The 25,405-nt window shown below is 42.8% G+C and carries 23 protein-coding genes; 18 read left to right on the top strand and 5 right to left on the bottom strand.

Annotation, left to right across the window (positions count from 1 at the left end; all coding sequences use genetic code 11):
• The first annotated feature begins 6 nt into the window (after positions 1–6).
• The 7 genes from ytxJ (at position 7) to V7Q33_RS01635 (ending at position 7,399) form a co-directional block, all read left to right on the top strand.
• Entirely contained in the window at positions 7–348 is a 342-nt protein-coding gene (gene ytxJ, locus V7Q33_RS01605) for a bacillithiol system redox-active protein YtxJ (RefSeq protein WP_331980188.1), read from the top strand.
• A 192-nt stretch (positions 349–540) separates the two neighbouring features.
• Positions 541–1,233, top strand: coding sequence for a hypothetical protein (locus tag V7Q33_RS01610; RefSeq protein ID WP_331980190.1), 693 nt, complete (start codon positions 541–543; stop codon positions 1,231–1,233).
• Positions 1,234–1,288: 55 nt separating this feature from the next.
• Positions 1,289–2,158 carry an aldo/keto reductase gene (locus tag V7Q33_RS01615; RefSeq protein ID WP_331980192.1) on the top strand — a complete coding sequence of 290 codons (870 nt, stop codon included), beginning with the start codon at positions 1,289–1,291 and terminating at the stop codon, positions 2,156–2,158.
• Between the two features lie 255 nt (positions 2,159–2,413).
• A complete protein-coding gene (uvrA, locus tag V7Q33_RS01620; protein ID WP_333818689.1) occupies positions 2,414–5,260 on the top strand; it encodes an excinuclease ABC subunit UvrA in 2,847 nt (948 codons plus the stop codon).
• 48 nt (positions 5,261–5,308) lie between these two features.
• Positions 5,309–5,557 (top strand): hypothetical protein, encoded by a 249-nt coding sequence (locus tag V7Q33_RS01625; protein WP_331980196.1) that lies wholly within the window; start codon positions 5,309–5,311, stop codon positions 5,555–5,557.
• Positions 5,558–5,634: 77 nt separating this feature from the next.
• Positions 5,635–6,699: a sensor histidine kinase gene (locus V7Q33_RS01630; protein WP_331980198.1), complete on the top strand. Its 1,065-nt coding sequence runs from the start codon at positions 5,635–5,637 to the stop codon at positions 6,697–6,699.
• The gene (locus V7Q33_RS01635; protein WP_331980200.1) at positions 6,677–7,399 is read left to right on the top strand and encodes a LytR/AlgR family response regulator transcription factor; all 723 of its coding nucleotides are present in this window, start codon (positions 6,677–6,679) and stop codon (positions 7,397–7,399) included. The genes V7Q33_RS01630 and V7Q33_RS01635 overlap by 23 nt, the downstream gene beginning before the upstream one ends.
• Positions 7,400–7,408: 9 nt before the next feature.
• Here the strand turns inward: V7Q33_RS01635 and V7Q33_RS01640 are convergent, their stop codons facing one another.
• Both V7Q33_RS01640 and hemW read right to left on the bottom strand, forming a co-directional pair.
• Positions 7,409–7,777: a hypothetical protein gene (locus tag V7Q33_RS01640; protein ID WP_331980203.1), complete on the bottom strand. Its 369-nt coding sequence runs from the start codon at positions 7,775–7,777 to the stop codon at positions 7,409–7,411.
• A gap of 56 nt (positions 7,778–7,833) precedes the next feature.
• Positions 7,834–8,964 carry a radical SAM family heme chaperone HemW gene (hemW, locus tag V7Q33_RS01645; RefSeq protein ID WP_333818690.1) on the bottom strand — a complete coding sequence of 377 codons (1,131 nt, stop codon included), beginning with the start codon at positions 8,962–8,964 and terminating at the stop codon, positions 7,834–7,836.
• 67 nt (positions 8,965–9,031) lie between these two features.
• Here hemW and V7Q33_RS01650 point away from each other — a divergent pair, with 67 nt between their 5' ends.
• The 7 genes from V7Q33_RS01650 to porN all read left to right on the top strand — a co-directional run bounded on the left by V7Q33_RS01650 (position 9,032) and on the right by porN (position 16,765).
• Complete coding sequence (locus V7Q33_RS01650) at positions 9,032–10,147, top strand: DUF4271 domain-containing protein (RefSeq protein ID WP_331980208.1); 1,116 nt, start codon at positions 9,032–9,034, stop codon at positions 10,145–10,147.
• 23 nt (positions 10,148–10,170) lie between these two features.
• The gene (locus tag V7Q33_RS01655) at positions 10,171–10,947 is read left to right on the top strand and encodes a uroporphyrinogen-III synthase (protein WP_331980210.1); all 777 of its coding nucleotides are present in this window, start codon (positions 10,171–10,173) and stop codon (positions 10,945–10,947) included.
• Positions 10,948–11,164: 217 nt separating this feature from the next.
• Positions 11,165–12,115, top strand: coding sequence for a PorP/SprF family type IX secretion system membrane protein (locus tag V7Q33_RS01660; protein WP_331980212.1), 951 nt, complete (start codon positions 11,165–11,167; stop codon positions 12,113–12,115).
• 128 nt (positions 12,116–12,243) lie between these two features.
• The gene (porK, locus tag V7Q33_RS01665) at positions 12,244–13,335 is read left to right on the top strand and encodes a type IX secretion system lipoprotein PorK/GldK (protein WP_331980214.1); all 1,092 of its coding nucleotides are present in this window, start codon (positions 12,244–12,246) and stop codon (positions 13,333–13,335) included.
• Positions 13,336–13,391: 56 nt separating this feature from the next.
• On the top strand, positions 13,392–14,210 hold the full coding sequence (gene porL / locus V7Q33_RS01670; RefSeq protein ID WP_331980215.1) for a type IX secretion system motor protein PorL/GldL: 819 nt from the start codon (positions 13,392–13,394) through the stop codon (positions 14,208–14,210).
• Positions 14,211–14,254: 44 nt separating this feature from the next.
• Positions 14,255–15,841, top strand: coding sequence for a type IX secretion system motor protein PorM/GldM (gene porM / locus V7Q33_RS01675; RefSeq protein WP_333818692.1), 1,587 nt, complete (start codon positions 14,255–14,257; stop codon positions 15,839–15,841).
• A gap of 9 nt (positions 15,842–15,850) precedes the next feature.
• Positions 15,851–16,765 carry a type IX secretion system ring protein PorN/GldN gene (porN, locus tag V7Q33_RS01680; RefSeq protein ID WP_333818693.1) on the top strand — a complete coding sequence of 305 codons (915 nt, stop codon included), beginning with the start codon at positions 15,851–15,853 and terminating at the stop codon, positions 16,763–16,765.
• A gap of 47 nt (positions 16,766–16,812) precedes the next feature.
• Here porN and uvrC read toward each other — a convergent pair whose 3' ends face one another.
• The 3 genes from uvrC to porW all read right to left on the bottom strand — a co-directional run bounded on the left by uvrC (position 16,813) and on the right by porW (position 23,560).
• A complete protein-coding gene (gene uvrC, locus V7Q33_RS01685; protein ID WP_333818695.1) occupies positions 16,813–18,585 on the bottom strand; it encodes an excinuclease ABC subunit UvrC in 1,773 nt (590 codons plus the stop codon).
• Positions 18,586–18,666: 81 nt separating this feature from the next.
• Entirely contained in the window at positions 18,667–21,000 is a 2,334-nt protein-coding gene (locus V7Q33_RS01690; protein ID WP_333818696.1) for a transglycosylase domain-containing protein, read from the bottom strand.
• Complete coding sequence (porW, locus tag V7Q33_RS01695; RefSeq protein WP_331980225.1) at positions 20,951–23,560, bottom strand: type IX secretion system periplasmic lipoprotein PorW/SprE; 2,610 nt, start codon at positions 23,558–23,560, stop codon at positions 20,951–20,953. Before porW ends, V7Q33_RS01690 begins: the two co-directional genes overlap by 50 nt.
• A 108-nt stretch (positions 23,561–23,668) precedes the next feature.
• On the opposite strand from porW, the gene V7Q33_RS01700 reads away from it, so the two are divergent.
• The 4 genes from V7Q33_RS01700 to V7Q33_RS01710 are packed head-to-tail and all read left to right on the top strand — an operon-like array spanning position 23,669 to position 25,402.
• The gene (locus V7Q33_RS01700) at positions 23,669–24,532 is read left to right on the top strand and encodes a M23 family metallopeptidase (RefSeq protein ID WP_331980227.1); all 864 of its coding nucleotides are present in this window, start codon (positions 23,669–23,671) and stop codon (positions 24,530–24,532) included.
• Between the two features lie 12 nt (positions 24,533–24,544).
• Complete coding sequence (locus V7Q33_RS01705; protein ID WP_331980229.1) at positions 24,545–24,979, top strand: bactofilin family protein; 435 nt, start codon at positions 24,545–24,547, stop codon at positions 24,977–24,979.
• Positions 24,933–25,166: an AtpZ/AtpI family protein gene (locus V7Q33_RS23380; RefSeq protein ID WP_414693458.1), complete on the top strand. Its 234-nt coding sequence runs from the start codon at positions 24,933–24,935 to the stop codon at positions 25,164–25,166. Before V7Q33_RS01705 ends, V7Q33_RS23380 begins: the two co-directional genes overlap by 47 nt.
• An 11-nt stretch (positions 25,167–25,177) precedes the next feature.
• On the top strand, positions 25,178–25,402 hold the full coding sequence (locus V7Q33_RS01710) for a hypothetical protein (protein WP_331980231.1): 225 nt from the start codon (positions 25,178–25,180) through the stop codon (positions 25,400–25,402).
• The last annotated feature ends 3 nt before the right edge of the window (positions 25,403–25,405 follow it).

Genomic DNA, 25,405 nt, shown 5'->3' on the forward strand with positions numbered 1-25,405 from the left:
AGAACTATGAATTGGAGTACTCTGAACACCTTGACTCAGCTTGAGCAGATCAAAGAAGAATCAAAAGCAAATCCGGTAGTAATTTTCAAACACAGTACGCGTTGCTCCATCAGTCGTACGGTACTCGACCGGTTGGAGCGCAACTGGAAGCATGAAGATTTGGGCCATGTAAAAGCCTATTATCTTGATCTTATTTCCTACCGCGAAGTGTCCAATCAAATTGCTGAGCAATTTGAGATTGAACATGAATCGCCACAGGTGCTAATTATATCGCAGGGTAAGGCAGTATACGATCAGTCTCACCTTGGTATTGATTACAACCAGCTACGCCAGGAGCTCAAAAATTAAAACTGCTAATCTGCGCAATAAGGTGAAGTGTATTGGGTACGATTGTTAACTTTCTCTTGATAAATTCCTGTTGTTGAAATCATTATGAATAACTTCAGGTTTGTATTTGAGTTGGGTATTTAAAAGTCTAAATTTATTGCAAAGATTCTTGTGAGGATGTTTCGGTCTGTAAGGATTCCCATTTTATCGGTCTTGGCCGTAGTACTGGCGGTGGCTGCAAATGCGCAAACGCAAGACAGCTATACATATTCCAAAGAATTTACCTGGGGAATCAACAAGAATACTTCCGGTGGGCTTATCGGCGGGCTGGTTTTCAAAAAAGCAAGAAAGAGAAGTGAACGAGTGCTGGAGACTTTCGGCCTTGAGATCATGAATGTGAAGCACCCGCAGGAGGTACGCACCAATTCCATTCAAACCGGTAACTTCTTCATTTTCGGCAAAAGCAATTATCTCTATGCACTCCGTTTTCAATATGGTCGTGATCTGATTCTTTTCAAAAAAGCTCCGCAGCAGGGTGTGGAGATCAAAGCCGTTTTTGCAGCAGGCCCAACGTTAGGTATAGTGGCGCCTTACTATGTAGAATATGCGCGCAGCAATGATCTCGTTTCTAACTCGGTGCAATATCATCCCGGCATGGCGGCTGAAGATATACTGGGCACAGGAAGATTGTTTCAGGGAATAGGAGAGTCTAAGATTGTTCCGGGCGGAAATTTGAAAGCTGCAATCAACTTTGAATTGGGAACCACCAAAAGCCAGGTAACAGGTTTTGAAGCAGGCTTCCTGTTAGACGCCTATACCAAAACAATCGAGCTAATGCCTGAATCCAAAAATTACTCCGTGTTCCCTACATTGTTCATCACACTGTTTTACGGAAGCAGGAAATAAATCCTGAGCTCCTGTTAGCGCGATCATCCTTTATCTTCATAATCACAAAACTTCTATGCAACGCAAGCAGCTTCATGCTAACGGCCCCGTTTTTTCCAGAATTATATCCGGTGCCTGGCGATGGAATTTACCGGAAACAACCGTTCATGCATTGATTGAAAGTTCGCTTGCCTGTGGCATCACTACATTCGATCATGCAGATATATATGGCGACCACAACAATGAAGCGATCTTCGGAAATATACTTCGCAAAGATCCATCGCTGCGCAGGAAGATGGAGCTCGTTACCAAGTGTGGCATCAAATTCCCTTCTGCTCACAGGCCTGCCAGCTGGGTAAAACATTATGATACCTCCAAAGAACACATACGCTGGTCAGCAGAAAACTCACTGAAAACATTGGCCACAGATTATATCGATCTTCTCCTCATTCACAGACCAGACCCCTTATTGAACCCGGAAGAAGTAGCAGGCGCGTTCACGGCATTGAAGCAGAGTGGTAAAGTATTGCATTTTGGTGTTTCTAATTTTACACCCGCACAATTTGAAATGCTGCAGAGCTATCTGTCATTTCCGCTGGTAACAAATCAGATTGAAATTTCTCTAGCAACTCACGCACCGATGTTTGATGGTTCATTGGATATACTGATGAAACATCGCGTAGCCCCCATGGCGTGGTCACCTCTTGGTGGCGGCAAACTTTTGAAAGACGATGCTGCTGTATTTTCAAAGGCTGGTAAATATGCAGCTACCCAAACGCAGATGGCACTTGCGTGGCTATTGAAACATCCATCCGGTATATTCCCGGTGATTGGAACAACAAAGCCAGACCGCATCAGGGAGAGCGCAGATGCAATCAATATCCAGCTTGATCTCCAGGATTGGTTTGAGATGTTGAAGATCGTTCAGGGAAAAGAAATGCCTTGATGCTGCGCGATTTTTTACCAGGCGATGTGTGTTGGAAAAGCGTACTATTCAGTTGGAAGAATACTAAGAAATCGCATACTTTTAATCCTGGCAAAAGAAAGCGAACCCAATCCGGTAGCACACGTAAAGTAAAGCATGGCAATGTTTCAGAAATGATGGGGCAAACAGCGGGATAAGATGTTATAATTCTTTTTCCCATTTGACCGGAAACATTCAGCAGAGCATTTTTGTATTCCTCTTATTGCAAAGTTTATCATGGCGAAAGCAGCAGAAAAGAAAGCGATTGACCTGACAGGTCATGAAAATATTGAAGTGATCGGTGCAAGAGAGCACAACCTCAAAAACATCAACGTAGAATTTCCGCGTAACAAGCTGGTGGTAATTACCGGTATTAGTGGCAGCGGTAAATCTTCACTGGCATTTGATACAATCTATGCAGAAGGGCAACGCCGCTATATGGAGAGCTTTTCTGCTTATGCACGTAGCTTCCTGGGCAATCTGGAACGACCGGATGTTGACAAGATCAATGGTTTGAGCCCGGTGATTTCCATAGAACAGAAAACCACTTCACGCAATCCACGATCAACAGTAGGAACCGTAACGGAGATATACGACTTTATGCGCCTGCTATATGCGCGCGCTGGAGAAGCATTTTCGTATCTCTCAGGCGAGAAAATGGTACGCCAGTCTGAAGAGCAGATACTCGATGCTATACTTCAGAATTTCAAAGGAAAGAAACTTGTGCTGCTGGCTCCCATTGTGAAAGGACGCAAAGGCCATTACCGTGAGTTATTCCAGCAGATACGGAAGTCAGGCTATACAAAAGTGCGTGTGGACGGTGAGTTGCAAGACATCACCGCGAAGATGCAGGTGGACCGTTACAAGATTCACGACATTGAAGTGGTAATCGACCGCATCGTTGTAGATGCGAAAGATCGTCATCGTATAGGACAGTCAATAGCCAAATCGCTCAAGGAAGGTAAAGGCGTTATCATGGCCATGGAAGAAAATGGTAAGGTGCATCACTTCTCCAAATTCCTCATGGACCCTAAAACAGGATTGTCGTACGATGAACCTGCTCCCAATGTGTTCTCCTTCAACTCACCGTATGGTGCTTGTCCTGTTTGCAATGGTTTAGGACAAATTGAAGAGATCACGGAAGAATCAATTATACCCGATAAAAAATTAAGCATTAGCCGCGGAGGCTTTCTGCCACTGGGAGAGTATCGCGACATCTGGATCTTCAAAAAAATTGAAGCGATACTAAAGCGATATAAATTAACGCTCACAACGCCTATCAAAGAATTTCCAAAGGAAGCATTAAAGGTGCTGCTCTATGGCGATGATGAACCGGTAGCAGTGGCCTCTGTAAAATATCCTGGCACAGAATGGAATACGCGCTTCGAAGGCATTATCAACTTCCTGGAAAAACAACGCGATGAAGGTTCAGAGGCCATTAAGAAATGGGTAGAAGATTTTACCATCATCAAGAAGTGCCCCGAGTGTAATGGTGCACGTCTGAAGAAAGAATCGCTGCACTTCAGGATCGACAATAGAAATATAGCCGAGCTTGCCGAGTTGGATATACTGGCACTGCAAAAGTGGTTTGAGGGATTGGAGAAGCGCCTTAATGAAAAGCAACGTGTAATCGCTACCGAAGTATTGAAAGAGATACGCAAGCGCATTGGCTTTCTGCTGGATGTGGGATTGGATTATCTCAACCTTAATCGCCCGATACGCACATTGAGTGGAGGAGAGTCGCAACGCATTCGCCTGGCAACACAGATCGGTACACAGCTGGTGGGAGTGCTATATATACTTGATGAACCCAGCATTGGTCTGCATGCACGCGACAATGTGAAACTTATCAAAGCATTGAAAGATCTCCGCGATATAGGCAACAGCGTAGTGGTGGTGGAGCATGATAAAGACATGATGCTTGAATCAGACTATATCCTGGATATAGGCCCGGGTGCCGGAAGACACGGAGGACATGTAGTAGCAGCTGGCGATCCTAAAACATTTATTGCCAATAACAGCACCACCGCTAAATTTCTCAGCGGAAAAATTTCTATTCCGTATCTGAAGGAAAGAAGAAAAGGCTCAGGTGAAAAAATAGTATTGGCGGGTGCCTCCGGTAATAATCTGAAAGATGTAACGCTGGAGATTCCACTGGGAACGCTCACCTGTATAACCGGTGTATCAGGCAGCGGTAAGTCTACACTGATACACGAAACTCTTTTCCCGATACTGAATCGTCATTTTTATAATTCGCGAACAGAGCCACTCGAACACGAGAAGATCGAAGGACTCGAGCACATCGATAAAGTTATAGAAGTAGATCAATCGCCTATCGGCAGAACACCACGTTCCAATCCGGCTACGTATACAGGTGTATTCAGCGATATACGCGATCTCTTTGCACAGATGCCCGAAGCAAAAATACGTGGGTATAAAACAGGACGTTTCTCCTTTAATGTAAAAGGAGGACGCTGCGAAACATGCGAAGGAGCTGGGCTTCGCCTTATTGAAATGGAGTTCTTGCCCGATGTACACGTGCCCTGCGAAACATGCAAAGGCAAACGCTATAATCGGGAAACACTCGAAGTACGCTTTAAAGGTAAATCCATCAGCGATGTGCTCGACATGACGGTAGAGGAAGCGATATCATTCTTCGAGAATCAACCGAAGATACTCCGTAAGATACAAACGCTGGGTGAAGTAGGATTAGGGTATATTTCACTCGGTCAGCATGCCACTACACTTTCAGGAGGCGAAGCGCAGCGTGTAAAACTGGCTACGGAACTCTCGAAGCGAGATACCGGTAAGACATTTTATATACTGGACGAGCCAACAACCGGTTTGCATTTTCAGGACATAGCACACCTGCTCGATGTATTACAGAAGCTTGTCGATAAAGGCAACACTGTACTAGTGATTGAACACAACCTCGATGTGATCAAAGCATCAGATTATATTGTCGATCTTGGCCCTGAAGGAGGAGCGAAGGGAGGAAAGATCATTGCTAAAGGAACACCTGAAGAAGTGGCCAAGAGCAACCAAAGCTACACCGGTAAATTCCTGAAAGCAGAATTGAATTAATATACTATATCTTTCGGGAAGAAGAAAGACACCAATCAAAGAGTGACTATGAGTGCTACTATTCGTCAGTATCTTTTCGGGGCGATTTTTTTTGCTGTGGGTATTTACCAACTATACCGGAATGATTTCCTGGAGGCAGCACTTTACCTGTTGGCGGCATTATCGTTCGTGTTCAACACGCTGGCAACGGAGCCTAAATTGTTGGCCTACAAGAAAATGCTGGTAATTATAACCTGGTCGCTGATCATCATTACCGCCCTGGTGTTTCTGTATGTGCTCCAGTTCAAATTCCTGTAAAGCCCTGCTTCTGCCATCCACATAAATCCTGCATCCGCAAGGGAGCGATTTCAGTACCTTTGAAGTTGAAATTTTAAATGGTCAACAAGCATAGACTATATTGGACATTGCAGATAGGCGGATGGTTGCTATACGCATTCATCCAGATCGGCTCCAGCGTTCTGGCGGCAGCCGGCGATGTTACGCCCAGGCGCATTATATTCCTGATGGTGGAGGCCATGCTTTGCCTGTTGATTACACACCTCTTCAGAGGTTTTTTGATTCGCTGGAAGTGGCTTTACCTTTCCATGCCCAAGCTCATACCGAGTATACTCATTGCGGTATTTGTTATGGGCGTTATAGTATACTTCCTCCGTATACCAGTAAACCTGGTGCTTGGCAGATTGTTTGACCCCATTGTTGCATTCGATCCGTCACAAATTGTTGGGCAGTCGTTTTTCTATGCCATTGTGTTCTTCCTGTGGTCACTTTTTTACTTTATATACCATTACTTCGATCGCTATAATAAATCATTGAAGTACGAGGCTTCCATGATCGAAATAGAATTGAATAACCTCAAATCGCAGCTTAATCCGCATTTTATTTTCAATGCGCTCAACAGTATTCGGGCGTTGGTAGATGAGAATCCGTCTAAATCGAAACAGGCTATTAATCAGCTTTCCAATATTTTGCGTAACAGCTTGGCGTCTGACAAAAAAGGCTTGACTAAATTTGATGATGAACTACGAATGGTGAAAGACTATCTTGGCCTTGAGAGTATACGTTTTGAGGAACGACTGAAGACTGAGTTTGATATTCACCCCCTGTCATACGGTTTTCTGGTGCCACCACTAATGATTCAAACACTTGTAGAAAATGGCATCAAACATGGCATATCCAAGCTCACGAAAGGTGGCATGATACAAGTAAAAACGTATGTAGATAATGATCGCATGAAGATCCACATTCGAAATACTGGACACCTGGTAAATGGAGCCAAGCGAAGTAAAACAGGGCTTGGACTGAAGAATACAACGCAGCGTCTTAAGCTTATTTATGGAGATGAAGCGTCTTTCCGTATTGTAAATGAAAACGATAATTTTGTACTTACTGAAATCATAATTCCTCAACACATCACTTATGAGAGCATTAATCGTGGATGACGAGCGCCTGGCGCGCAAAGAATTAATGAAATTATTGGAGGACCACCCGATGATTGAGGTTGTTGGGGAAGCAGCCAACGCAGATGAAGCAACACAACTTGTAAATGATCTGAATCCGGATCTGCTATTTCTAGATATTCAGATGCCGGGTAAAACAGGATTTCAACTCCTGGAAGAGTTAGATGGTGTGCCACTGGTGGTATTCACCACTGCGTATGATGAATTTGCCTTGAAAGCCTTTGAAGTAAATGCACTGGATTACCTCCTGAAACCGATACAGCCCGAGCGCCTTGCTGAAACCGTTTCGAAGCTTGCAGAGAAAGAGCGTGCAAAGACCGTGGCAATGCGTGGCCCTGAAAAGAAACTCGGTCTCAATGACCAGGTGTTTGTAAAAGATGGTGACCGTTGTTGGTTTGTAAGCCTCTCCAATGTTCGCCTTTTTGAATCCGATGGCAACTATATCAAAGTATATTTTGATGCAAATCGTCCCATGATTCACAAATCATTGAACGCACTCGATGAGAAACTGGATGAACGCGCATTTTTCCGGGCAAGCCGCAAGCATATCGTAAATCTGAGCTGGGTAGAAGGCATAGAACCCTGGTTTAACGGAGGCCTGATGGTAAAGCTGCGTGGTGGTGATAAGGTGGAGGTAAGCCGTAGGCAAGCGGCTAAATTCAAAGACATGATGAGTCTCTGATATAGCGGTTTACGCCAGTACGAGTTCGATTAATTCTTTTTGCACATTCCAGTCTTTCGCCAGCTTGAGCATGGCGGTGGCTTCCATTTCTGTTACGTAGCCTTTCAGATTGTTGGCCTGCCATACCATGTTGATTAACTCAATGCGTTTTTCTTTTTGGTAATCACCAATAATGTTATTGAGAAATTCGCGTGCGCGGTCAAAGGCAGTGACATAGTCTTCGGCGATAAAATCAAGCGCCCAGGCATATTCTACGTGTGCATCCAGCTCCAAGGCTGTTTTATCAAGATCTTTCTTCTCTTCATCATCAAGCCCGTGGTAGTAAAAAATTACAGACTTGAGTAGCATGAACACTTTCTTCTCTTCGGAGGATTTCATTTTTGGGTCGAAAGCATGAAAAATACGAAACTTCCTTGAGCTTGAACGACAATCAGTTACTGAATCAAAAATAAATCTGAGGCAATCTTGTCTGCTAGCAGTCTGCCCGCTTTTGTTAATACCAGTACGTTATTTTCAAGTGTAGCAAATTTCCGTTCGAGCAACGAATCGATGTACGCACGATGATCAAATATCAAATCATAACCATATAATGTTTTCAGTTTTTTCAGATCAGCGCCCCATTGTGTGCGCAGTGTGGTCAATAAAAAATCATTGATCTTGTCTTCAGCGGTCAACTCTTCCAGTGTAAAAGGAATAATATTGCGTCTAATGCTTTCGATGTACCGGTGGTTGTTGTTGATGTTGTATTGTCGGCTGCGCTCGTTATATGAATGTGCACTAGGCCCGATACCAAGGTATTGCTCCTGCTTCCAGTAGCTGCTATTGTGCTTCGATTCAAAGTCAGGTTTAGAGAAATTTGAGACTTCATATTGGGCAAACCCTGCATCTTCCAGCTCAGCCACCAGAATCTCCAGTTGTGTGGCAGTTGTTTCGTCTTCTGTAATCTTCAGTTTTCCTGCCGCTGCCCAACGACCAAAAACAGTTTTGTCTTCAATGGTAAGTGAGTACGATGAAATGTGTTCCGGATGAAGATGCAATGCTCGCTGAATGTTCTGTTTCCAGAGCGCATTGTCCTGATCCGGAATAGCATAGATCAAGTCTATACTGATGTTATTGAACCCGGCTTGACGAGCTTCTTCCACACATGCCGTTGCTGCACGACTGTCGTGAGCTCGATTCAAAAATTTCAATACTTGGTCGTCAAAAGATTGTATACCAATACTTAACCGATTAATACCAGCAGCGCGAAGCTTACTCAAATGAGATATTGAAAGATCATCGGGGTTTGCCTCCAACGTAATTTCTGTCTGTGGATTAACGCGGAAATTTTTATAAATAGTATCCATTATCAACTGCAATTCATCTTCCGACAACAGCGATGGAGTCCCTCCGCCAAAATAGATCGTGTTGATCACATCGTTGCCCAGGTATTCTTTCCGAAGCACCAGCTCTTGCGCCAGGGCCTGCACTAGCTCATGCTTTCGCTGAAGATTGGTAGAGAAGTGAAAGTCGCAGTAATAGCAGGCTTGTTTGCAAAAAGGAATATGTAAATAAATTCCGGCCATAAAATCAGGTGCAAACTTACCAGCATTTCCGATATCAGACCAATTCTGATATTTTTGAGACTTTCTTATGAAGCTGATCCGACATTTTATTGCTGTACTGTTGATGGCTGCCGTTGTGACAGAAGGTTATACGAGGGATACAAAAGATCTCGTGGTAAAGACCGATCTGAGATCACAATGGAAAATTTTTCAGCAAGACCAGTACTTGCCTTTTGACAGTGCAGCCGGAGATGTTTCAACCATATATTTTCAGTTATTGGCAGCAGAGTATAGTGGAGATTTTTTACTCATCAAAGATTCAGATCCTGTTAGTCTCTTTGTGAATGGAAAATTTGCAGCACAGTCACAACAAATGCTGCTTGACATAGACAGCCTATCAAAAGCATTTGCCTCCGACAAAATGATGGTGGGTGTTCGTACACAAGGCAATGTTACAGAAACGCTGGTGATACAAGTGCGTTCATTGCCAGCACCCGTAAAGCCTGGTGAAGAAATATTATACCCGAGGTCATCATCTTTTCGTGATTTCGCCGTGGTGAGTTTTACAATTCTTGTGATCATGCTTATCACCACTATTCGGTTAAATCCCAAGCTGGCATCAGATTATTTTTCGATTAATAAAATATTTTCCCTGCGTGAATCCGATGAGGCACAGGTGTACTCTCGCATTACCAGCAGCAGTAATATTTTGTTTTATGTTTTCTGTAGCCTGATGCTGGCTTATTACCTGATGATTATTTTTCACTTTGTTCCAGAGCATCATACCATTGCCTTTTCTTTTCAATCCGAAAGCTTCAGTGTGGCCATGCTTCAATGGCTGAAATTGAGCGGTATATTATTAGGGATATTCTTTGTGAAGATCATTTTGATCTACGGACTGACAGCAATGTTTGGCGCCAACGAAATAGCTGGTGTGCATTTTTTTAACTGGGTGCGCATGGTGCTGATATTTTTCGGAGCACTCACCATCGTGCTGTCAGTTTATTTTATCATGCACGGCCAGCAAGTGAAATTCTTCTCGCTTCTGCTAAAACTTTTATCGTGGGTGTTGGCCGGTTGGATGATCCTGATCGGTTTGAAACTAAGTAACAAAATGGGACAATCTATGTTTCATTTATTTTCGTACATTTGTGCCACAGAATTGATACCCTTTCTGATTACACTTAAGGTATTGTACAATTAGCCTGAATTCGTCTACGTGTTGATATGAGTGAAATTGCTACTGACAGAATGCGCAAAGTGAAAAGCATTCTGGTAACCCAAGAAGCTCCGGCAGATGCTAACTCTCCATACTTAAAGCTTGCTGAAAAATACAATCTGAAAATAGACTTTCGTCCATTCATTCAGGTGGAGCCAGTGCCTGTAAAGGAGTTCCGGAAACAGAAGATTGATATCCTCAATCACACCGCCATTATTTTTACAAGTCGCAATGCGGTAGATCATTTTTTCCATATCTGCCAGGAGTTGAAGATCGAAATGCCTCCTGAAATGAAGTACTTCTGTATTTCTGAACAGACATCAAACTATCTTCAGAAATACATCGTGATTCGTAAGCGCAAGATATTCACAGGCCTGAAGACAGCTCAGGATCTTCTCGAGATTCTGAAGAAGCACAAAAATGAAAAATACCTTTTCCCATGCTCCGATATCCGTAAGAATGACATCCCGGATTTTCTGAAGGATGGTGGATACAATTATACAGAGGCGATCATTTACCATACCGTAGCGGCTGATCTTTCAGATCTGAAAGAAGTATTCTATGATATACTTGCCTTCTTTAGCCCATCGGGGATTAACTCGTTGTTTGTTAACTTCCCGGAGTTTAAACAAAATAATACCCGGATTGCTGCGTTTGGTCCTACAACGGCAAAAGCAGTTCGTGATGCCGGCCTGCTCCTCGACATCGAGGCACCTCTTCCAAATGCGCCTTCTATGACGGGGGCCCTTGAGCTCTATATAAAGAAGGCCAACGGCATAAAGTAGAGAAATAATTTAGTGTTTGAATAAAAGTTAGTGCTCACATCGTCAATCATTTATCGTTTTGGCATGGGCGATAAGTGGTATCATTTGGCCATCGGTTTGAACAAATAACTGCTTCATTCATTGAATATTATAAAGTCACATTTTTTATTACACTTTAATTACATTTGTTGATAGTGTCGTAAAAAAGCATTTACTTTAAATCTACTTTTTAACCTCAATGCTGAAAAAGATTTTTTATACCCTCCTGTTAGCACTGACTGGATCAGGTGTTTTTGCTCAGCAAGATCCCTTGTTTACCCAGTACATGTTCAATAACCTGTACATGACGCCTGCCTACGCAGGTGTTGATGGGGTAACCCGCATAACGGCCATTCACAGAAGCCAGTGGCTTGGGTATCAATCCAGCTTCGGTGATGGCGGTGCCCCTACCACGCAAATGGTTAGCTTTAATACGCCTATATACCGCTTAAGAAGTGGTTTCGGAGCGTACGTGATGAATGACAAGCTCGGCCCGCAAAACAACCTTGAAGCACAGGCAATGTATGCGTATCACCTTGGTATAAAAGAATCAAAACTAAGTATAGGTATAAAAGCAGGTCTTTACTCTCAATCAATAAATGGTAAATATTACCGATATATAGATGATGGCGATAATCTTATCGTGGAGGGCAAAGAATCGCAGGTACGCCCTGACCTTGGTTTAGGTCTCTTTTACCGTGCCGAAAAATACTATTTAGGTGTGGGATTTAATCACTTGCTGCGCTCTCGATTTGATTTTGGAGCAGACAGTGTAAGAGGAGCATTGGAAAATCATATCAACGTTACCGGCGGATATTTCTACGAAGTTAGTTTTGATCTGCGTGTGCAATTCAGCGCTGCTGTTCGGACGGATTTAAATAAGACTCAGCTGGATTTTGCCGGCATTGCCTATCTAAAAGATACGATGTGGGGCGGATTAGCGTTTAGGCAAGGTGAGGCGGGAAGCTTGTTGTTAGGATATGCTCTCTTGAAGGATAAATCGCTGAAATTAGGAACGGGTATTGACTTTATAATTAAAGACCGCCAGGCCAAGGATAACTTCTCACTTGAAGTAATGCTTAGCTACGATTTGCCAGTGAATCCGGGTAGCGGTAAAAAAGTCGTTCGAACCCCTAGGTACAGACACTAAGCGACATTTGATTTTGGTATTTTTAAGAATTTATGGAATTTGTATCTACTTTCTTCAAAAAATAAAGCGAATAAGAAGTAACTTTCGTCCCCAAAAATTTTTTAGCATAGACAAACTGAGATAGCAGTATGAATAAATCGGTTCTTTCAAAAGTAGTGTTAGTGCTTTCAGGAGCAGTGGCCAGTGCGTGCGGCCTGCTGGGCCTAGGAGGTGGTAAAGGTGGCGGCAACGACCAGGGTGAACTCGTTGGAGTTCCAGGCCGCGAAGGTTGGGTAATGACAATTCCGTACGGAATGGTGCCAATACCTGCAGGTACTTTCCACATGGGTCAGGCTGATGAAGACCCGGCATCTACACAAATCAATTTCAACAAGCAGGTTACCATTGGTTCATTCTTTATGGATGATACTGAAATAACCAACAACGAGTATCGTCAGTTCACGAATTTCTTCCTTGTTGACAACGGAACAATTGAAGGCTTCGAAACAGTAGATGCTGAAACATTCCGTCAAAAATATTATCCGGATACTTCTGCGTGGGTTCGCGACTTTTCCCACCACATGGGAGACCCTATTCAGGATTACTATTACTGGCACCCTGGTTATGATGATTATCCGGTAGTAGGTGTTAACTGGGATGCTGCTGTGTTCTTTGGAAAATGGAGAACCGCTTATCTGAACGACTACAGAAAAAGCGTTGGCGATTTCCAGATGCCTGCATTCCGTCTGCCTTCTGAAGCTGAATGGGAATATGCGGCGCGCGGTGGTCGCGACATGGCTAAATATCCTTGGGGTAATCCATACATTCGTAACTCGAAAGGTTGTATGCTGGCAAACTTTAAACCTGGTCGCGGTAACTTCTACGACGATGGTTTTGCCTACACATCTCCCGTTCAAGCTTACTTCCCTAACGATTACGGCTTGTATGATATGGCAGGTAACGTTTCTGAATGGTGCCTTGACGACTTCAATCCTGCATCTGTTCCAACAGTTTGGGATTTGAACCCGCAGTATATAGATCCTAGAACTAACCCTGAAGGATCACAATACAATCCAAAAATTCCGCCTAAGAAAGTTGTTCGCGGAGGTTCTTGGAAAGACGTTGCTTATTATCTCGAAACAGGTACTCGTACCTATGAATTTAAAGATTCCACCAGAGCGTATATTGGATTTAGATGTGCTATGACTCACTTGGGTCGCTCTTCAGGACAGGAATTTTAATAGTTGAAAACTCTATCTATCTTTATCAAAAGGCAAAAACTTAAACCATTACGAAAATGAGCAAGAAAAAAGGCGGATTTACCGAGCTTCTCTACAAAACCATCATGCCTAAAATATACGGTATCGGTGCTGCAGTAGTAATTATTGGAGCTTTATTCAAAATCCTTCACTTAACAGGTGCTGACCAAATGCTGATGATCGGTCTTACAACAGAAGCTGTCATCTTCTTTCTTAGCGCTTTCGAGCCGCCTCACCAGGAACCAGATTGGTCTAAAGTATATCCTGAACTTTCAGAAGATTACGAAGCCCCCGCAACTCCTACAAGAATATCAAACAAACCAACAGCATCGTTGACTCAACAACTCGATGCTTCATTGGAAAAAGCTAAAATCGGACCTGAGCTGTTAGATAGCCTTGGCAAGGGACTGACCAACTTGGCTGAATCTGCTAAGAAAATGTCAAACCTTTCCGATGCAGCAGTTGCTACAAATGACTATGCTAATAACGTAAAGAAAGCTTCTGGCCAGTTGCTGGAAATGAACAAGTCATACGATGTAGCAATCAAGGCTGTGTCAAGCATGTCTGAGGCTTCTAAAGATGCTGGTGAATATCATTCACAAGTACAAAAAGTAACTAAAAATCTGGCTGCTCTGAATTCTGTATATGAGATGGAATTGAAAGATGCTGATAGCCATGTTAAGAATATGAACAAGTTCTACGAAAGTCTGACTGGTGCTATGAACGGACTTTCCAAAGTTGGTGATAACACAGCGAAATTCACTACTGAACTTGGTAAGCTTACCGATAACCTGACTGCTCTCAACAATGTATACGGAAGTATGCTGACGGCTATGAGAGGCAGCGGCCAGAAATAATAATGTTTGAAGGTTTCTATCGTTAAAATTTAAAACAACCAACAATGGCAGGTGGAAAGGAAACCCCCAGGCAGAAGATGATTGGTATGATGTACCTGGTACTTACTGCGCTCCTCGCGCTGCAAGTAAGTAACGCGGTGCTTGAAAAATTCGCCATCATCAACGGTACCCTGGAAGGACTTATTAAAGAAAGTTCTGCGAAGAACGAAGCTCAACTTGGTCAGATCGTGACCGATGGTTCTAAAAGTAACAAACCGGAAATAGTTGCAGCTGTTGAAAATGCTAAAAAAGTACGTCAGCTTGCAGCTGATATGGTAAAATATGTAGACGGTGTCAAAAAGAAAATGATGGACGAGTCTGGAGCAACAAAAATTGATGAAGGATTCATCAATGACCATAGCTCTAAGGTTGCAACCATGATGATTGACAAATCTACAGGTGTAGGGGTTGAGTTTCAGAAGAAACTGAACGAGTACACGAAGAAACTTGAAGAATTAAGCGGAAGAAAATTCGCTACGCTCGCAAAGGCGCCCAAGGATATGGATGCTTTTAAAAATGACGAGAAGCACGCGAATAAGGACTTCCTGACGTTCACATTCGAGAACACGCCTCCTGTAGCCGCTTACGCTTCTGTAACACAAATTCAGACTGAGATTCTTGCAAATGAAGCTCTTGCGCTGGATGAGTTAGCAAAGAAGGCTGGTGCTGCTGTAGTGAAATTCGATAAAATTGTACCAATGGTTCGCCCTGTATCAACAGTAGTAGCAGCTGGTGCAAAATATCAGGCTGATATGTTCATCACGGCTTCATCTTCTGCGATTACTCCTGAAATGTACTACAATGGACAAAAGCTTCAGGTGGTAGATGAAGGTGGTGTTAAGATGGGTAAAGTTGAATTCGTCGCTAGAGCGAGCAGCTTCGACAAAGACGGATACTCAAAACAGTCTTTCAAAGCAAGAATTATGATCGATGGTCAGCCTTATGAGAAAGATATGGAATATCTGGTGGCGCAGCCTGTAATTCGTGTAACAACAGGTAATGCTCCTACTCTCTACATGAACTGTGGTAACATTGTAAATATCGAAGTACCTGCATTGGGTACTAACTACAACCCTTCATTCTCTGCCGGTGGTGCCGCTGAAATTGTGAAAGGTGATAAGCCTGGTCGTGTAACGATCATACCGAAGCAACGTAAAATTACGGTTGCTGTAAGCAACGGTGGTGCTCCGATCGGTAATCAGCCGTTTGATGTGAAAAATGTACCAGATCCAAAATATATAGCGTACATCGGTACAACACCGGTTGATTTGAGAAACGGTATCCGTGCAAACCAACTTGGTAACCTGCGTATTGTGGCTGAGCCAGAGTCTAACTTCAAGGAAGAGGTTCCTAAGGATGCACGTTACAGAATTAAGCGTGCTGAACTTATCCTGGGTCGTGGAACTGCAGGTGTACAGCGTATGAATGCAACGAATGAAAACCCAGACCTGCGTTCTTGGATCAGCCAGGCTCGCCCGGGCGATCGTATCGTTATCGATATCAAGGATGTAGTGCGCAGAACCTATAAGGAAGAAGAAGAAAAAGTAACTCCTAAAGGTTCAAGCGGTATCATCATGATTCCTGTGAACTAAAACATTGTTATGAAGAAGATAATATTTTTTGCAGCGATTTCGGCAGTCTGTTTTGTGGCGCAAGCACAAGAGGTGCAGGATTTGGAGGTTCAATACAACCCCAATTCCATTAACCCCATTCCTTTGTATGAACAACATTACAAAGTGCGCGTATGGAGGAACATTGATCTGAAGGAAAAACAGAACAAAGGTTTCTTTGCAAAGAATGGTGAACTAAGCCGGTTAATTTCCGAAGGTGTAAAGTCTGGGGAAATAACTGACATTTACGCTTCCGATTCACTGACTACCAAAATCTCTAAAGAGGATTTCATCGGAAGACTTGTAGCTGAACAAGCTCAGGCTTTTGACGCATGGGAGCCTGGACGTGACTGGTATACTGACGATATGTGTACTCACAAGGGTAAAAATTATAGAGCCCTTCGCGACAATAAAGGTGTTGAGCCTGGTTCTGAAAACTCAGACGATGACTGGGCGGTAACCTCTCAAGGCAGTGGTATAGAATACCAGGTAGCAGACATGAGCAATGTTCACATGGTTGAAGATATTATCTTCGATAGAAGAAGATCAAGACTGTATTACGATATTCAGGCACTTGAAATCATTATTCCTGGTGCTAAGACAAATACGGGTATTGATGTTTCATTAGGATGGTTTAAGTATAAGGATCTGGAAAAACTGTTCAGGAACAACATTCCAAAAGCAGTATGGTTCAACTGGCAGAACACTGCGCAAAACAAAAATTTTGCGGATGCATTCCTGCTCAGATTGTTTCATGGTACTATCTATAAAGTACAGAACCCTGATGACGAAACAATTGACGACACATACCGCGCTAACGGCAGGCCATACCGTGAAGGTGTTTGGGCTCGCGAGTGGACGGAAATGATGCTCATGGAAAAAGAGCATAACTTGTGGGAGTTTTAAGTTTTGCTCTTTGATATTGAAAGGAGGCGAAAGCCTCCTTTTTCTTTTTAGCGTTTTATCAATTCTGCTTTTTTCATTCCTGTAATCTTCGCGATCTCCTCGATGGGAGCTTCCTTGATTTTCTTTACAGACTTAAAGTGTTGAAGTAACTTTTCAGTAGTCTTTTTGCCAATGCCCTCTAAACCTTCAAGCTCCGAGATGAGTTGTGTTTTACTCCTTTTCTGGCGATGGAATGTTATCGCGAAACGGTGCGCTTCGTCACGAATTTGTTGAAGCAGTAACAAACCTTGTGACTTCTTATTTATATGCAGAGGCAAAGGATCTTCGGGATAGTATATCTCTTCTAATTTTTTTGCGATACCAGCTATTGGCACCTGCCCATAAACACCTAATTTTTTTAATGCTTCACAGGCACTGCTTAGCTGTCCTTTGCCACCATCTACAAGAATGAGATCTGGTAACTTAGTGCTTTCTTCCATCAAACGTTTATACCTGCGGCCAACGATCTCTTTCATTGAAGCGAAATCGTTCGGACCCTCCACTGTTTTAATGTTGAAATGCCTGTACCCCTTTTTATCAGCTTTACCATCTACAAAACGTACCATAGAAGCTACAGGTGTTGTGCCCTGAAAGTTTGAGTTATCAAAACATTCTATAACCGATGGAAGTGTTGGAAGCTTCATATCATTTTGCAATGTGATGAGTACTTCTTTTTGTTTCGATTTTTTTCCTTCGCGCAGTATCTCTTTTTCCTTTCGGAGTTCCAAAGCGTTTTTTAATGAGAGCGCGATCAGCTTCTTTTTATCGCCGATCTTAGGAATTACATTTTCAACACCATCTTCCAGTACGATAATGGGGATGTTACTAAGTATAGTTCGGTTCGGACTATGCGTTTGCTCGCGCAGCTCAACTGCAGCTATACTTAATAGTTCTTCGTCAGGCTCATCCAATTTCTTTTTCAGTTCCACTGTTTTGGAGAAAATGATAGAGCCTTCTTTGATCTGCAAATAGTTTACATAAGCGTATGATTCTACGCTGGTAATGGTAAATACATCTATATCGGTTAGATCGCGATTAACAACGAGGGATTTGATCTGGAAGCGTTCCAGTGTATCAAGCCTCTCCTTGAATGCTTGTGCTCGCTCAAATTCCATAGCGGCAGCAGCACTTTTCATGGCATCCGTAAAGTATTGATAAACGATACTGATATTTCCTTTCAGGATGTTTCGTGCTTGTTCGATCTCATCTGAATAAGATTGCTCTGCTTGAAAGCCTTCGCAAGGTCCTTTGCAATTTCCGATATGGTATTCCAGACATACCTTGAATTTTTTCTGCTCAACATTGGCCGCGCTGAGCAAGAGATTGCAGGTACGTATAGTATATAATTTCCGTACCAATTCGAGTACATTCTTCATGGCCACTACACTCGAATAAGGGCCGAAATATTCACCTTGCTGAGGTATATACTTGCGTGTGTAGATGATGCGTGGAAACCGCTCCTTCAGAATGCAAATATAGGGGAATGTCTTATCATCCTTTAGCAGAATGTTATACTTGGGCTGATTCTGCTTAATAAAGTTGTTCTCAAGCAATAACGCATCGAATTCAGTATTGGAAACCGTGTAATCAATTCTCCTAATCTCAGAAACCAGCTTCAGCGTTTTGCGGTTTACGCCCGTACTTTTTGAGAAGTAGCTGCTTACTCTTTTCTTGATACTCTTGGCCTTGCCAACATAGATCAGTATGTCATCTGCATCGTAGAAGCGGTAGACACCAGGTGACTCTGGCAACAGACTTACCGCTTCTTTTAATGAATCCATATATTACGTGTTCACGTATTAAAATGCTTATGTGTTTACGTTTAAACGCAAACTGTCAATGTATAACCTTAACACTTCTATTTAATAACGAGGCCTGTCCCAGGCGTCCTCATCATTTACCTCAACCGTAGAATCTGATGATACTCTTACGTGTTGGCTGCAATCAAGAGTCATGTCAAGACCTGTAGCCGGGCGCCTGAAATAACCTTTGCCATAGCCTATATTTTTATCGCGATACACTCGTGTCATGAAACCATCCCAGATTGGACGCGCACTCTTGGAACCTTGTCCAAAATCCCATGAAGGAAAGTGTATACTTCTTTCATCTCCGCCTACCCACACACCTGTTACGAGGTTGTGTGTAATGCCCATGAACCATCCATCCGAAGCCTTGTTGGTTGTTCCTGTTTTTCCACCGATTTCATTATCAACTTTCAGATCATAGCTCAATCCTCTGGATGTACCCAGCTCATCTGTAACACCACCCTCCAGCATGTATATCATTTTATAGGCAGTCTGTTCATCCATCGCCTGGCGCGTTTTTGGTACAAAGTTGGCAATTACATTTCCGTTCTTGTCCTCAATACGCGTGATGTAGTACGGCTCTATATATATACCAAGATTAACAAAGCTGCAGTATGCTGCGACCATTTCGTAGAGTGATACATCACTCGTGCCGAGACATAGTGAAGGAACCGCTTCCAACGGACTGGTTATACCCAGTCGTTTTGCAAAGTCAACAACGTTCTCTGGTTTAACCCGGTCGATCATCTGCGCCGTGATAGAGTTGATAGAACGGGCCATGGCCTGTCGTATGGTCATTTCCTCACCACTGCCATACCCTCCATCTGAATTTTTGGGGCGCCATGTTCCACCCGAAACTTTAATGGTTGGCGATATATCCAGTAATTTCAAACAAGGTGAGTATCCTGCTTCGATGGCAGTGCCGTAAACAAAAGGTTTGAATGTTGAACCAGGCTGACGTGTTCCCTGTCGCACGTGGTCGTACTTGAAGTATTTGTGATTGATGCCACCTACCCATGCTTTAATAGCTCCTGTTTTCGGGTCCATCGACATCAGGCCGGTTTGAAGAAAACGATTATAATAATTAAGTGAGTCCATCGAGCTGAACAATGTATCGCGCTCACCTTTCCAGGTAAAGATTGTCATCGGCCGTTTTTTGTTCAGCAGTACATCTATTGAATCCGAGTCGGCACCAAAACGTTCTACTAGGCTTCTATACGTTCCTGTACGTTTGATCTTCTTCTGAAGGAAATTCTTTATTTCTCCACCAGTCTCATCATCTACCCACGGATTACGGTTTCGTTGTTTCCATTCTCTGTCAAACTGCTTCTGCAATTTCGACATGTGTGCTATCATTGCCTCTTCTGCGTACCGCTGCATCTTACTGTCAATAGTAGTATATATTTTAAGACCGGATTCCCACAAGTCATAACCATGGTCTTTACACCACCCGATCAACTCATTGCGCAGTACGTTGCGGAAATAAGTAGCTATACCCTGATTCTGGTTTTGAACGGCAAACTTCAGCTCGATGGGAAGAATCTTCAACGAATCAAATTCATTTTTACTGATGAATCCATGATCATATAGTTTATAAAGAACCTGGTTTCTTTTCTTTAAAGCGTTTTCGGGAAAACGTTGCGGATTATATAGCGATGGATTTTGGCACATGCCTACAATAACGGCAGCTTCCTGCAGGTTGAGACTATCGGGTTGTTTATCAAAGTATGTTTCGCATGCTACCTTAATGCCATACGCATTGCTGCTGAACTCGATCGTGTTGAGATACATAGTAATGATCTCTTCCTTTGTATAATTCTTTTCAAGCTGATGGGAGATAGCCCACTCTTTTGTCTTCTGGATAATTCTTCGTGGATATTTACCAAGCTTGGCCAATGGTCCATCCAGCTCAAGAGTATAAAGATTTTTGGCAAGTTGTTGCGTAATGGTACTTCCGCCTCCCTGACTCCTGAAAGTTACCAACCCCCACAGTACGCGCGGGTATGCCCAGAAATCAAGACCTGAGTGTTCATAGAAACGATGATCTTCAGAAAGTATAAGTGTCTTTACCAACAGTGGCGACAGCTGATCATACGTAACCTGACTGCGATTAAAACGAAAGTAGCGACCAAGAGAAACGCCATCGGAAGAAATGAGTTCGGATGACAAATCGTTTTCCGGATTTTCGATCGCTTTCAAACTGGGCATCCCTCCGAACAACCCGAACAGATCGTTGCTCACGGACCAGACATACAATGGAAATCCCAGCACTACGCAGATGAAGAGAATCCAAATTGCTTTGACAACTTTTCTGAACCACGGCTTATGTGTCAGAAGAAGACTATTGATTCCCTGCAGGGTAATTTTTTTCGAAGAATTTAATGTACTCATCAAGACCTTTTGTTCTGTAAAAGATATCGAAATTGTCTTTCGTAATTACAAAGGTATTGAATTTATGGTTCTTCAGTTCGGCGAGTGTAGGAAGCTTCTCGTTAAATGTTTGCATGTATTCGAGGGCTGAGCTTACGCGGGTAAGTCCGTCTACCAACGTAAGAGTATATTCATCGTTTAAGATCAGGTTGCTTGTCTTCAATCGAAGATCCCGGAAATTTGCATCATTGAATTTCTCCAGTGCAGCGGAAGCAAACATTCTCTCGTCTTTTGAATATACCATTACAAAATAATGAGGTTCCTCGAAGGACCGGATGTATTGTATACCCTGGCTTTTCTCTTGGGTTAATTGGAAATCCTGTGAGGTTTTCAAAAGCTTTTTAGCATACTCTGCCAAACTGCTCTCCGGGTATGTTTTGGCAAACTGCTCCAGTTCAAACTGGTATTTTGTTACGTCTTCTGTTTCACCAATAATCAGCACACGAAGCATTGCCAGGTTAGGTACAAAAGATGTTTGGCCTAAGGCAAGCGCGTTATCAATTACAGAATTCGCAGCTCTGTATTCTTTATTTTGAAAATGCCCGTATGCAGTTTTGTAAAGTACTTTTTGCTTCTCTACAGCGAGGCTGGATTCCTGCAGGTAATTTGGGTTCACCAGAATTTTTGCAAAAGTAGATTCAGGATACTTCCGTTTTAACTGCGAAGCATACTCTTCGGCTTTGGATGGATTAGAGTCTTTTGTAATGAGGTATAATTTATACAGAACTTCCGGTTCGTAGTCCGTTTCGGGAAAACGCTTTAAGAGTGTAGTATAAGAATTAACAGCGTTGTCGTTTTCTAGAAGTTTGAAATAGTAAATATCACCCAGCTTGAAGTAGGCGTCCTCTATTTTTTTGTAAGCTTCTTTCTTTTGTTCTTCAGTTCGCGGAATTTGTTTGTTCACGCGATCATACTCTGCTGCTACCGGATCGGGTGGTGTTGTTACATCTGCTGGTTGCGTAGAAGTCTGGGTTTCCTGTGTCTCAGCTTGCCGGTTAACACCGGTAGCATTTGCTCGCAACGATCTTCGCCAGTTATCTTCTAACGGCAAATCTCCCCAGATACGCTTGAACTCCGATTGCCCCAGCGACATGGCCGAAGGATTTCCAAAATACCAGTCTGCATTTTCCTCTGTTGAGTTGGATGATGCATCAGCTTGTTGATCTTCTGCTGTGTCGAATAGTCCATTGTTTGTGTTTTCATCGATCTCAATCCGGTTAGATCGTTTCTTTTTCTTGCCAGCTTTTTTTTCATCGGCTGCTTTTTTTGCCTGGTAGGCAGAGTCGATGCGGGTGCGCAGGTGGGTTGAATCAAGCGAAGCCATGGCAAGCAAACTGTCTTGCCATTTTATAGTGTTGATCTGTGTAACAAATTCATCAAGTATTTCCTGACGCGCTTTGATCCTTGCATAGCCTTCATAGTCTTTCGGTAATGCACTGATGGCACTGTCGTAATATGCTTGCGACAATTCATATTTGTGAAGCGTATCATAATATATTTCGCCCAGTCGCAGATAAGCTTCGCCATCGATGCGTCTGTTGCTTCCTTCGCGAACGGATCGATTAAGATCGGTGATCGCTTCATTCAGATTCTTCTGCTTCAATTCAAATACACCCATCTCATAGTATATCTTGTCTTTGAAGTCTTTGTTCTTGCCATCCTTCAATAATTTTTTAAACGACTTGCGTGCAGCGTTCACATCTTTGCTTCGCGAGATCTCCGTTACCTGTGCCATATACAGGCGAGCATAAAAGTCTACTTCATATTCAGGGTTCGTACCGAGACATTTCTTGTAGTAATTATAGGCTTCTGCTTCGAAGCCAAGCTTCTGATATACCTGGCCGATGATGAAGTAAATTCTTCCGGGTTTATCGCGTTTCTTTAACATAGGCACGGCTTGTGTCAGGCTTCGCACCATGTTGTCTAAATCTCCCTGCTCCTGATGAAAGTATGCTTTCTCCAATAGAAAACTTTTCTGATTCACTTTGTTCAGATCTTCTTTCTGAACATAATCGATAGCAGCCTGTGCATTGTTAAATTCTTTATGCTCTACGAATGTGCGAATAAGATGAATGAGCGCACGATGGCGTGCATCCTTATCTTTTGTAAGCTTTGGGTTATTTACATATTTGAATGTTTCAATCGCATTTCCCCAATCAAGACTATATAATCGGGCGCGGCCAACAAGAATATAGTTGTCGTCAACCCATTTGCTCCGGGGGTGCCGTTGTATGGAGATCGATGCCATCTTGATAGCCTCCTGAATTTCCTTATCGTAACTTTTGGCGAGTGTTGAATCCAATGCCGGATAAAGCCGGAGTACGCGATTGTAATCATCTTTAAGATTTGACCAGATGGTTTTGTCAACCTTGTTCAGTTCTTCGCGTGCATAGAAATAGCCGTTGAAGTGTGCAGTAGTATTATGATAGGCTTTACTAGTCCATGTGTTTCTTTCGGATGCGCAACCCTTTAACAGGACAAGAACAAAGAGAACGATGAGGTATCGGATGAGGATCTTCAATCAACTGCTATTTGTGATGGTAAAACGCAAAAATCTGACATTCCATATTTTAATGGATTGGAATATCTAATTTTGTGCAAAAAAGCGAAAATCAATTTCATCTGCTGAATGAAACCAAAGAAAACATTATCGAACTGGCTTACCACCCGCTATCAACTGATCATTCGCAACGAAGAGAACTTCGCCGAAAAAACCAGTCTGGGTTTTACCTATTCGAAAGTTATTCTTTTTTCGGTGATTTTGTTTACCGGCCTGTTCGTGATGAGCCTCTTCATGGCCAAGACTATTCTTGCAAAATGGTTTGATCCTAAACATGAGCAGATGGTTTTGAATCAGCAGCTGCTTGACCTGGGCAACAAGGTTGATTCATTGGCAATTGAGATTGAACAAAAGGAACGGTTCATTGCTAATTTTCAACGTGTACTAAGTGGTGATACCAGCAATTTTAAAGATCCTGCAAGGGATATGAAAACGGAAAGCCAGTCGGTAACCAAACCCGCCAACCTGGGAGCTACTGCTTCGGACTCATCGTTCCGAAAAGAGTTTGAAAAATCAGATCTCTCTTTAATAACATTGGCCAATGTAAAATACCGCGACCTGCAGGAGACTTTTTTCTATTCGCCGATAAGTGGTTTTGTTTCTGATCCTTACAATGTTGCCAAAGGACACATGGGAGTGGATGTGGTAGCAAAGGCAAATGAACCTGTGAAATGTATTGCCGATGGTACCGTTGTATTTTCATCGTGGACACAAGACTCCGGCTATGTGATTATGATACAGCACAGGGGCAACCTGATTTCCGCTTACAAACACAATGCGCAACTGATGAAAAAAGTTGGTACTTTTGTAAATGGCGGAGAGATTATCTCCATAGTTGGCAATAGCGGTGAACTCACCAATGGGCCACACTTGCACTTTGAACTGTGGTACAATGGGAATTCATTGAACCCGGAAGAATTTGTAACTTTTTAAACCAGAAACGTCATGCTAACTTCAAAAGAACAAAAACGCGCAGCCGATGAGATCAGCAACTCAAGCAATACCATTGGCAAGGGCACTTACCTGGAGGGTAATATTGAGACTTATGGCAATATTCGCATTGAAGGCAAAATAACTGGTAATATTAAATCGAAATCAAAAGTTGCTCTCGGGCCTCAGTCACATGTACAGGGAAATATCATGGCACAAAACGCAGATATCGAAGGAGAAATAAAAGGCAAGATTGAGATATCTGAATTGTTGGTATTGAAGGCTACTGCCATTATAAATGGAGATATTATAACTGGTAAAATGGTAGTAGAGCCGGGAGCGATATTCAATGGTTCCTGCAAAATGGGAGCCGTAGTAAAAGATATTAAAATAGGTGCTGATAATGGACTCTCCAGAGCCGTCCCACAACCAGAAATCAAAACCGTATAACAATTACCTTAAATATAGCAGCCTGGCTGTTCAGTTACTGGTAGTTATCGGTTTCTTCGGATGGCTGGGATATCTGCTAGACCGATATCTTCACCTCAAGTTTCCTGCATTCATGTTGTTGTTCGGCTTCCTTGCTTTTGGAGGCATGATGTACCAGGTATACCGGTCAATACAAAAAGACTCGTAAGCACCATCTTCATGGATATTGAAAGGGAGAAATCGCTGCTGCTGGAAGAACTGAAAGAGATCAATGATCCGGAGTTACTGCAATCCATACGAAACCTGATTGCGAATGCAAAACGGTGTCATAGCAAAGACTTCCTGCAAGCGGATCGCGAATTGCATGATCAGGATTTGGAAGACGTATTGGCAACAATCAAACATAGCCGGCAAACCAATCAATCCACTGACCTTAACAAATAGAAT

This window comes from Ohtaekwangia sp., assembly GCF_036786105.1.
Lineage (GTDB): Bacteria > Bacteroidota > Bacteroidia > Cytophagales > Cyclobacteriaceae > Ohtaekwangia.

Bases quoted from the DNA above. Each gene is read 5' to 3' on its own strand.
- ytxJ (WP_331980188.1), top strand. From the start codon at position 7: ATGAATTGGAGTACTCTGAACACCTTGACTCAGCTTGAGCAGATCAAA.
- V7Q33_RS01615 (WP_331980192.1), top strand. From the start codon at position 1,289: ATGCAACGCAAGCAGCTTCATGCTAACGGCCCCGTTTTTTCCAGAATT.
- uvrA (WP_333818689.1), top strand. From the start codon at position 2,414: ATGGCGAAAGCAGCAGAAAAGAAAGCGATTGACCTGACAGGTCATGAA.
- V7Q33_RS01625 (WP_331980196.1), top strand. From the start codon at position 5,309: ATGAGTGCTACTATTCGTCAGTATCTTTTCGGGGCGATTTTTTTTGCT.
- V7Q33_RS01630 (WP_331980198.1), top strand. From the start codon at position 5,635: ATGGTCAACAAGCATAGACTATATTGGACATTGCAGATAGGCGGATGG.
- V7Q33_RS01635 (WP_331980200.1), top strand. From the start codon at position 6,677: ATGAGAGCATTAATCGTGGATGACGAGCGCCTGGCGCGCAAAGAATTA.
- V7Q33_RS01640 (WP_331980203.1), bottom strand. From the start codon at position 7,777: ATGAAATCCTCCGAAGAGAAGAAAGTGTTCATGCTACTCAAGTCTGTA.
- hemW (WP_333818690.1), bottom strand. From the start codon at position 8,964: ATGGCCGGAATTTATTTACATATTCCTTTTTGCAAACAAGCCTGCTAT.
- V7Q33_RS01650 (WP_331980208.1), top strand. From the start codon at position 9,032: ATGAAGCTGATCCGACATTTTATTGCTGTACTGTTGATGGCTGCCGTT.
- V7Q33_RS01655 (WP_331980210.1), top strand. From the start codon at position 10,171: ATGAGTGAAATTGCTACTGACAGAATGCGCAAAGTGAAAAGCATTCTG.
- V7Q33_RS01660 (WP_331980212.1), top strand. From the start codon at position 11,165: ATGCTGAAAAAGATTTTTTATACCCTCCTGTTAGCACTGACTGGATCA.
- porK (WP_331980214.1), top strand. From the start codon at position 12,244: ATGAATAAATCGGTTCTTTCAAAAGTAGTGTTAGTGCTTTCAGGAGCA.
- porL (WP_331980215.1), top strand. From the start codon at position 13,392: ATGAGCAAGAAAAAAGGCGGATTTACCGAGCTTCTCTACAAAACCATC.
- porM (WP_333818692.1), top strand. From the start codon at position 14,255: ATGGCAGGTGGAAAGGAAACCCCCAGGCAGAAGATGATTGGTATGATG.
- porN (WP_333818693.1), top strand. From the start codon at position 15,851: ATGAAGAAGATAATATTTTTTGCAGCGATTTCGGCAGTCTGTTTTGTG.
- uvrC (WP_333818695.1), bottom strand. From the start codon at position 18,585: ATGGATTCATTAAAAGAAGCGGTAAGTCTGTTGCCAGAGTCACCTGGT.
- V7Q33_RS01690 (WP_333818696.1), bottom strand. From the start codon at position 21,000: ATGAGTACATTAAATTCTTCGAAAAAAATTACCCTGCAGGGAATCAAT.
- V7Q33_RS01700 (WP_331980227.1), top strand. From the start codon at position 23,669: ATGAAACCAAAGAAAACATTATCGAACTGGCTTACCACCCGCTATCAA.
- V7Q33_RS01705 (WP_331980229.1), top strand. From the start codon at position 24,545: ATGCTAACTTCAAAAGAACAAAAACGCGCAGCCGATGAGATCAGCAAC.
- V7Q33_RS23380 (WP_414693458.1), top strand. From the start codon at position 24,933: ATGGACTCTCCAGAGCCGTCCCACAACCAGAAATCAAAACCGTATAAC.
- V7Q33_RS01710 (WP_331980231.1), top strand. From the start codon at position 25,178: ATGGATATTGAAAGGGAGAAATCGCTGCTGCTGGAAGAACTGAAAGAG.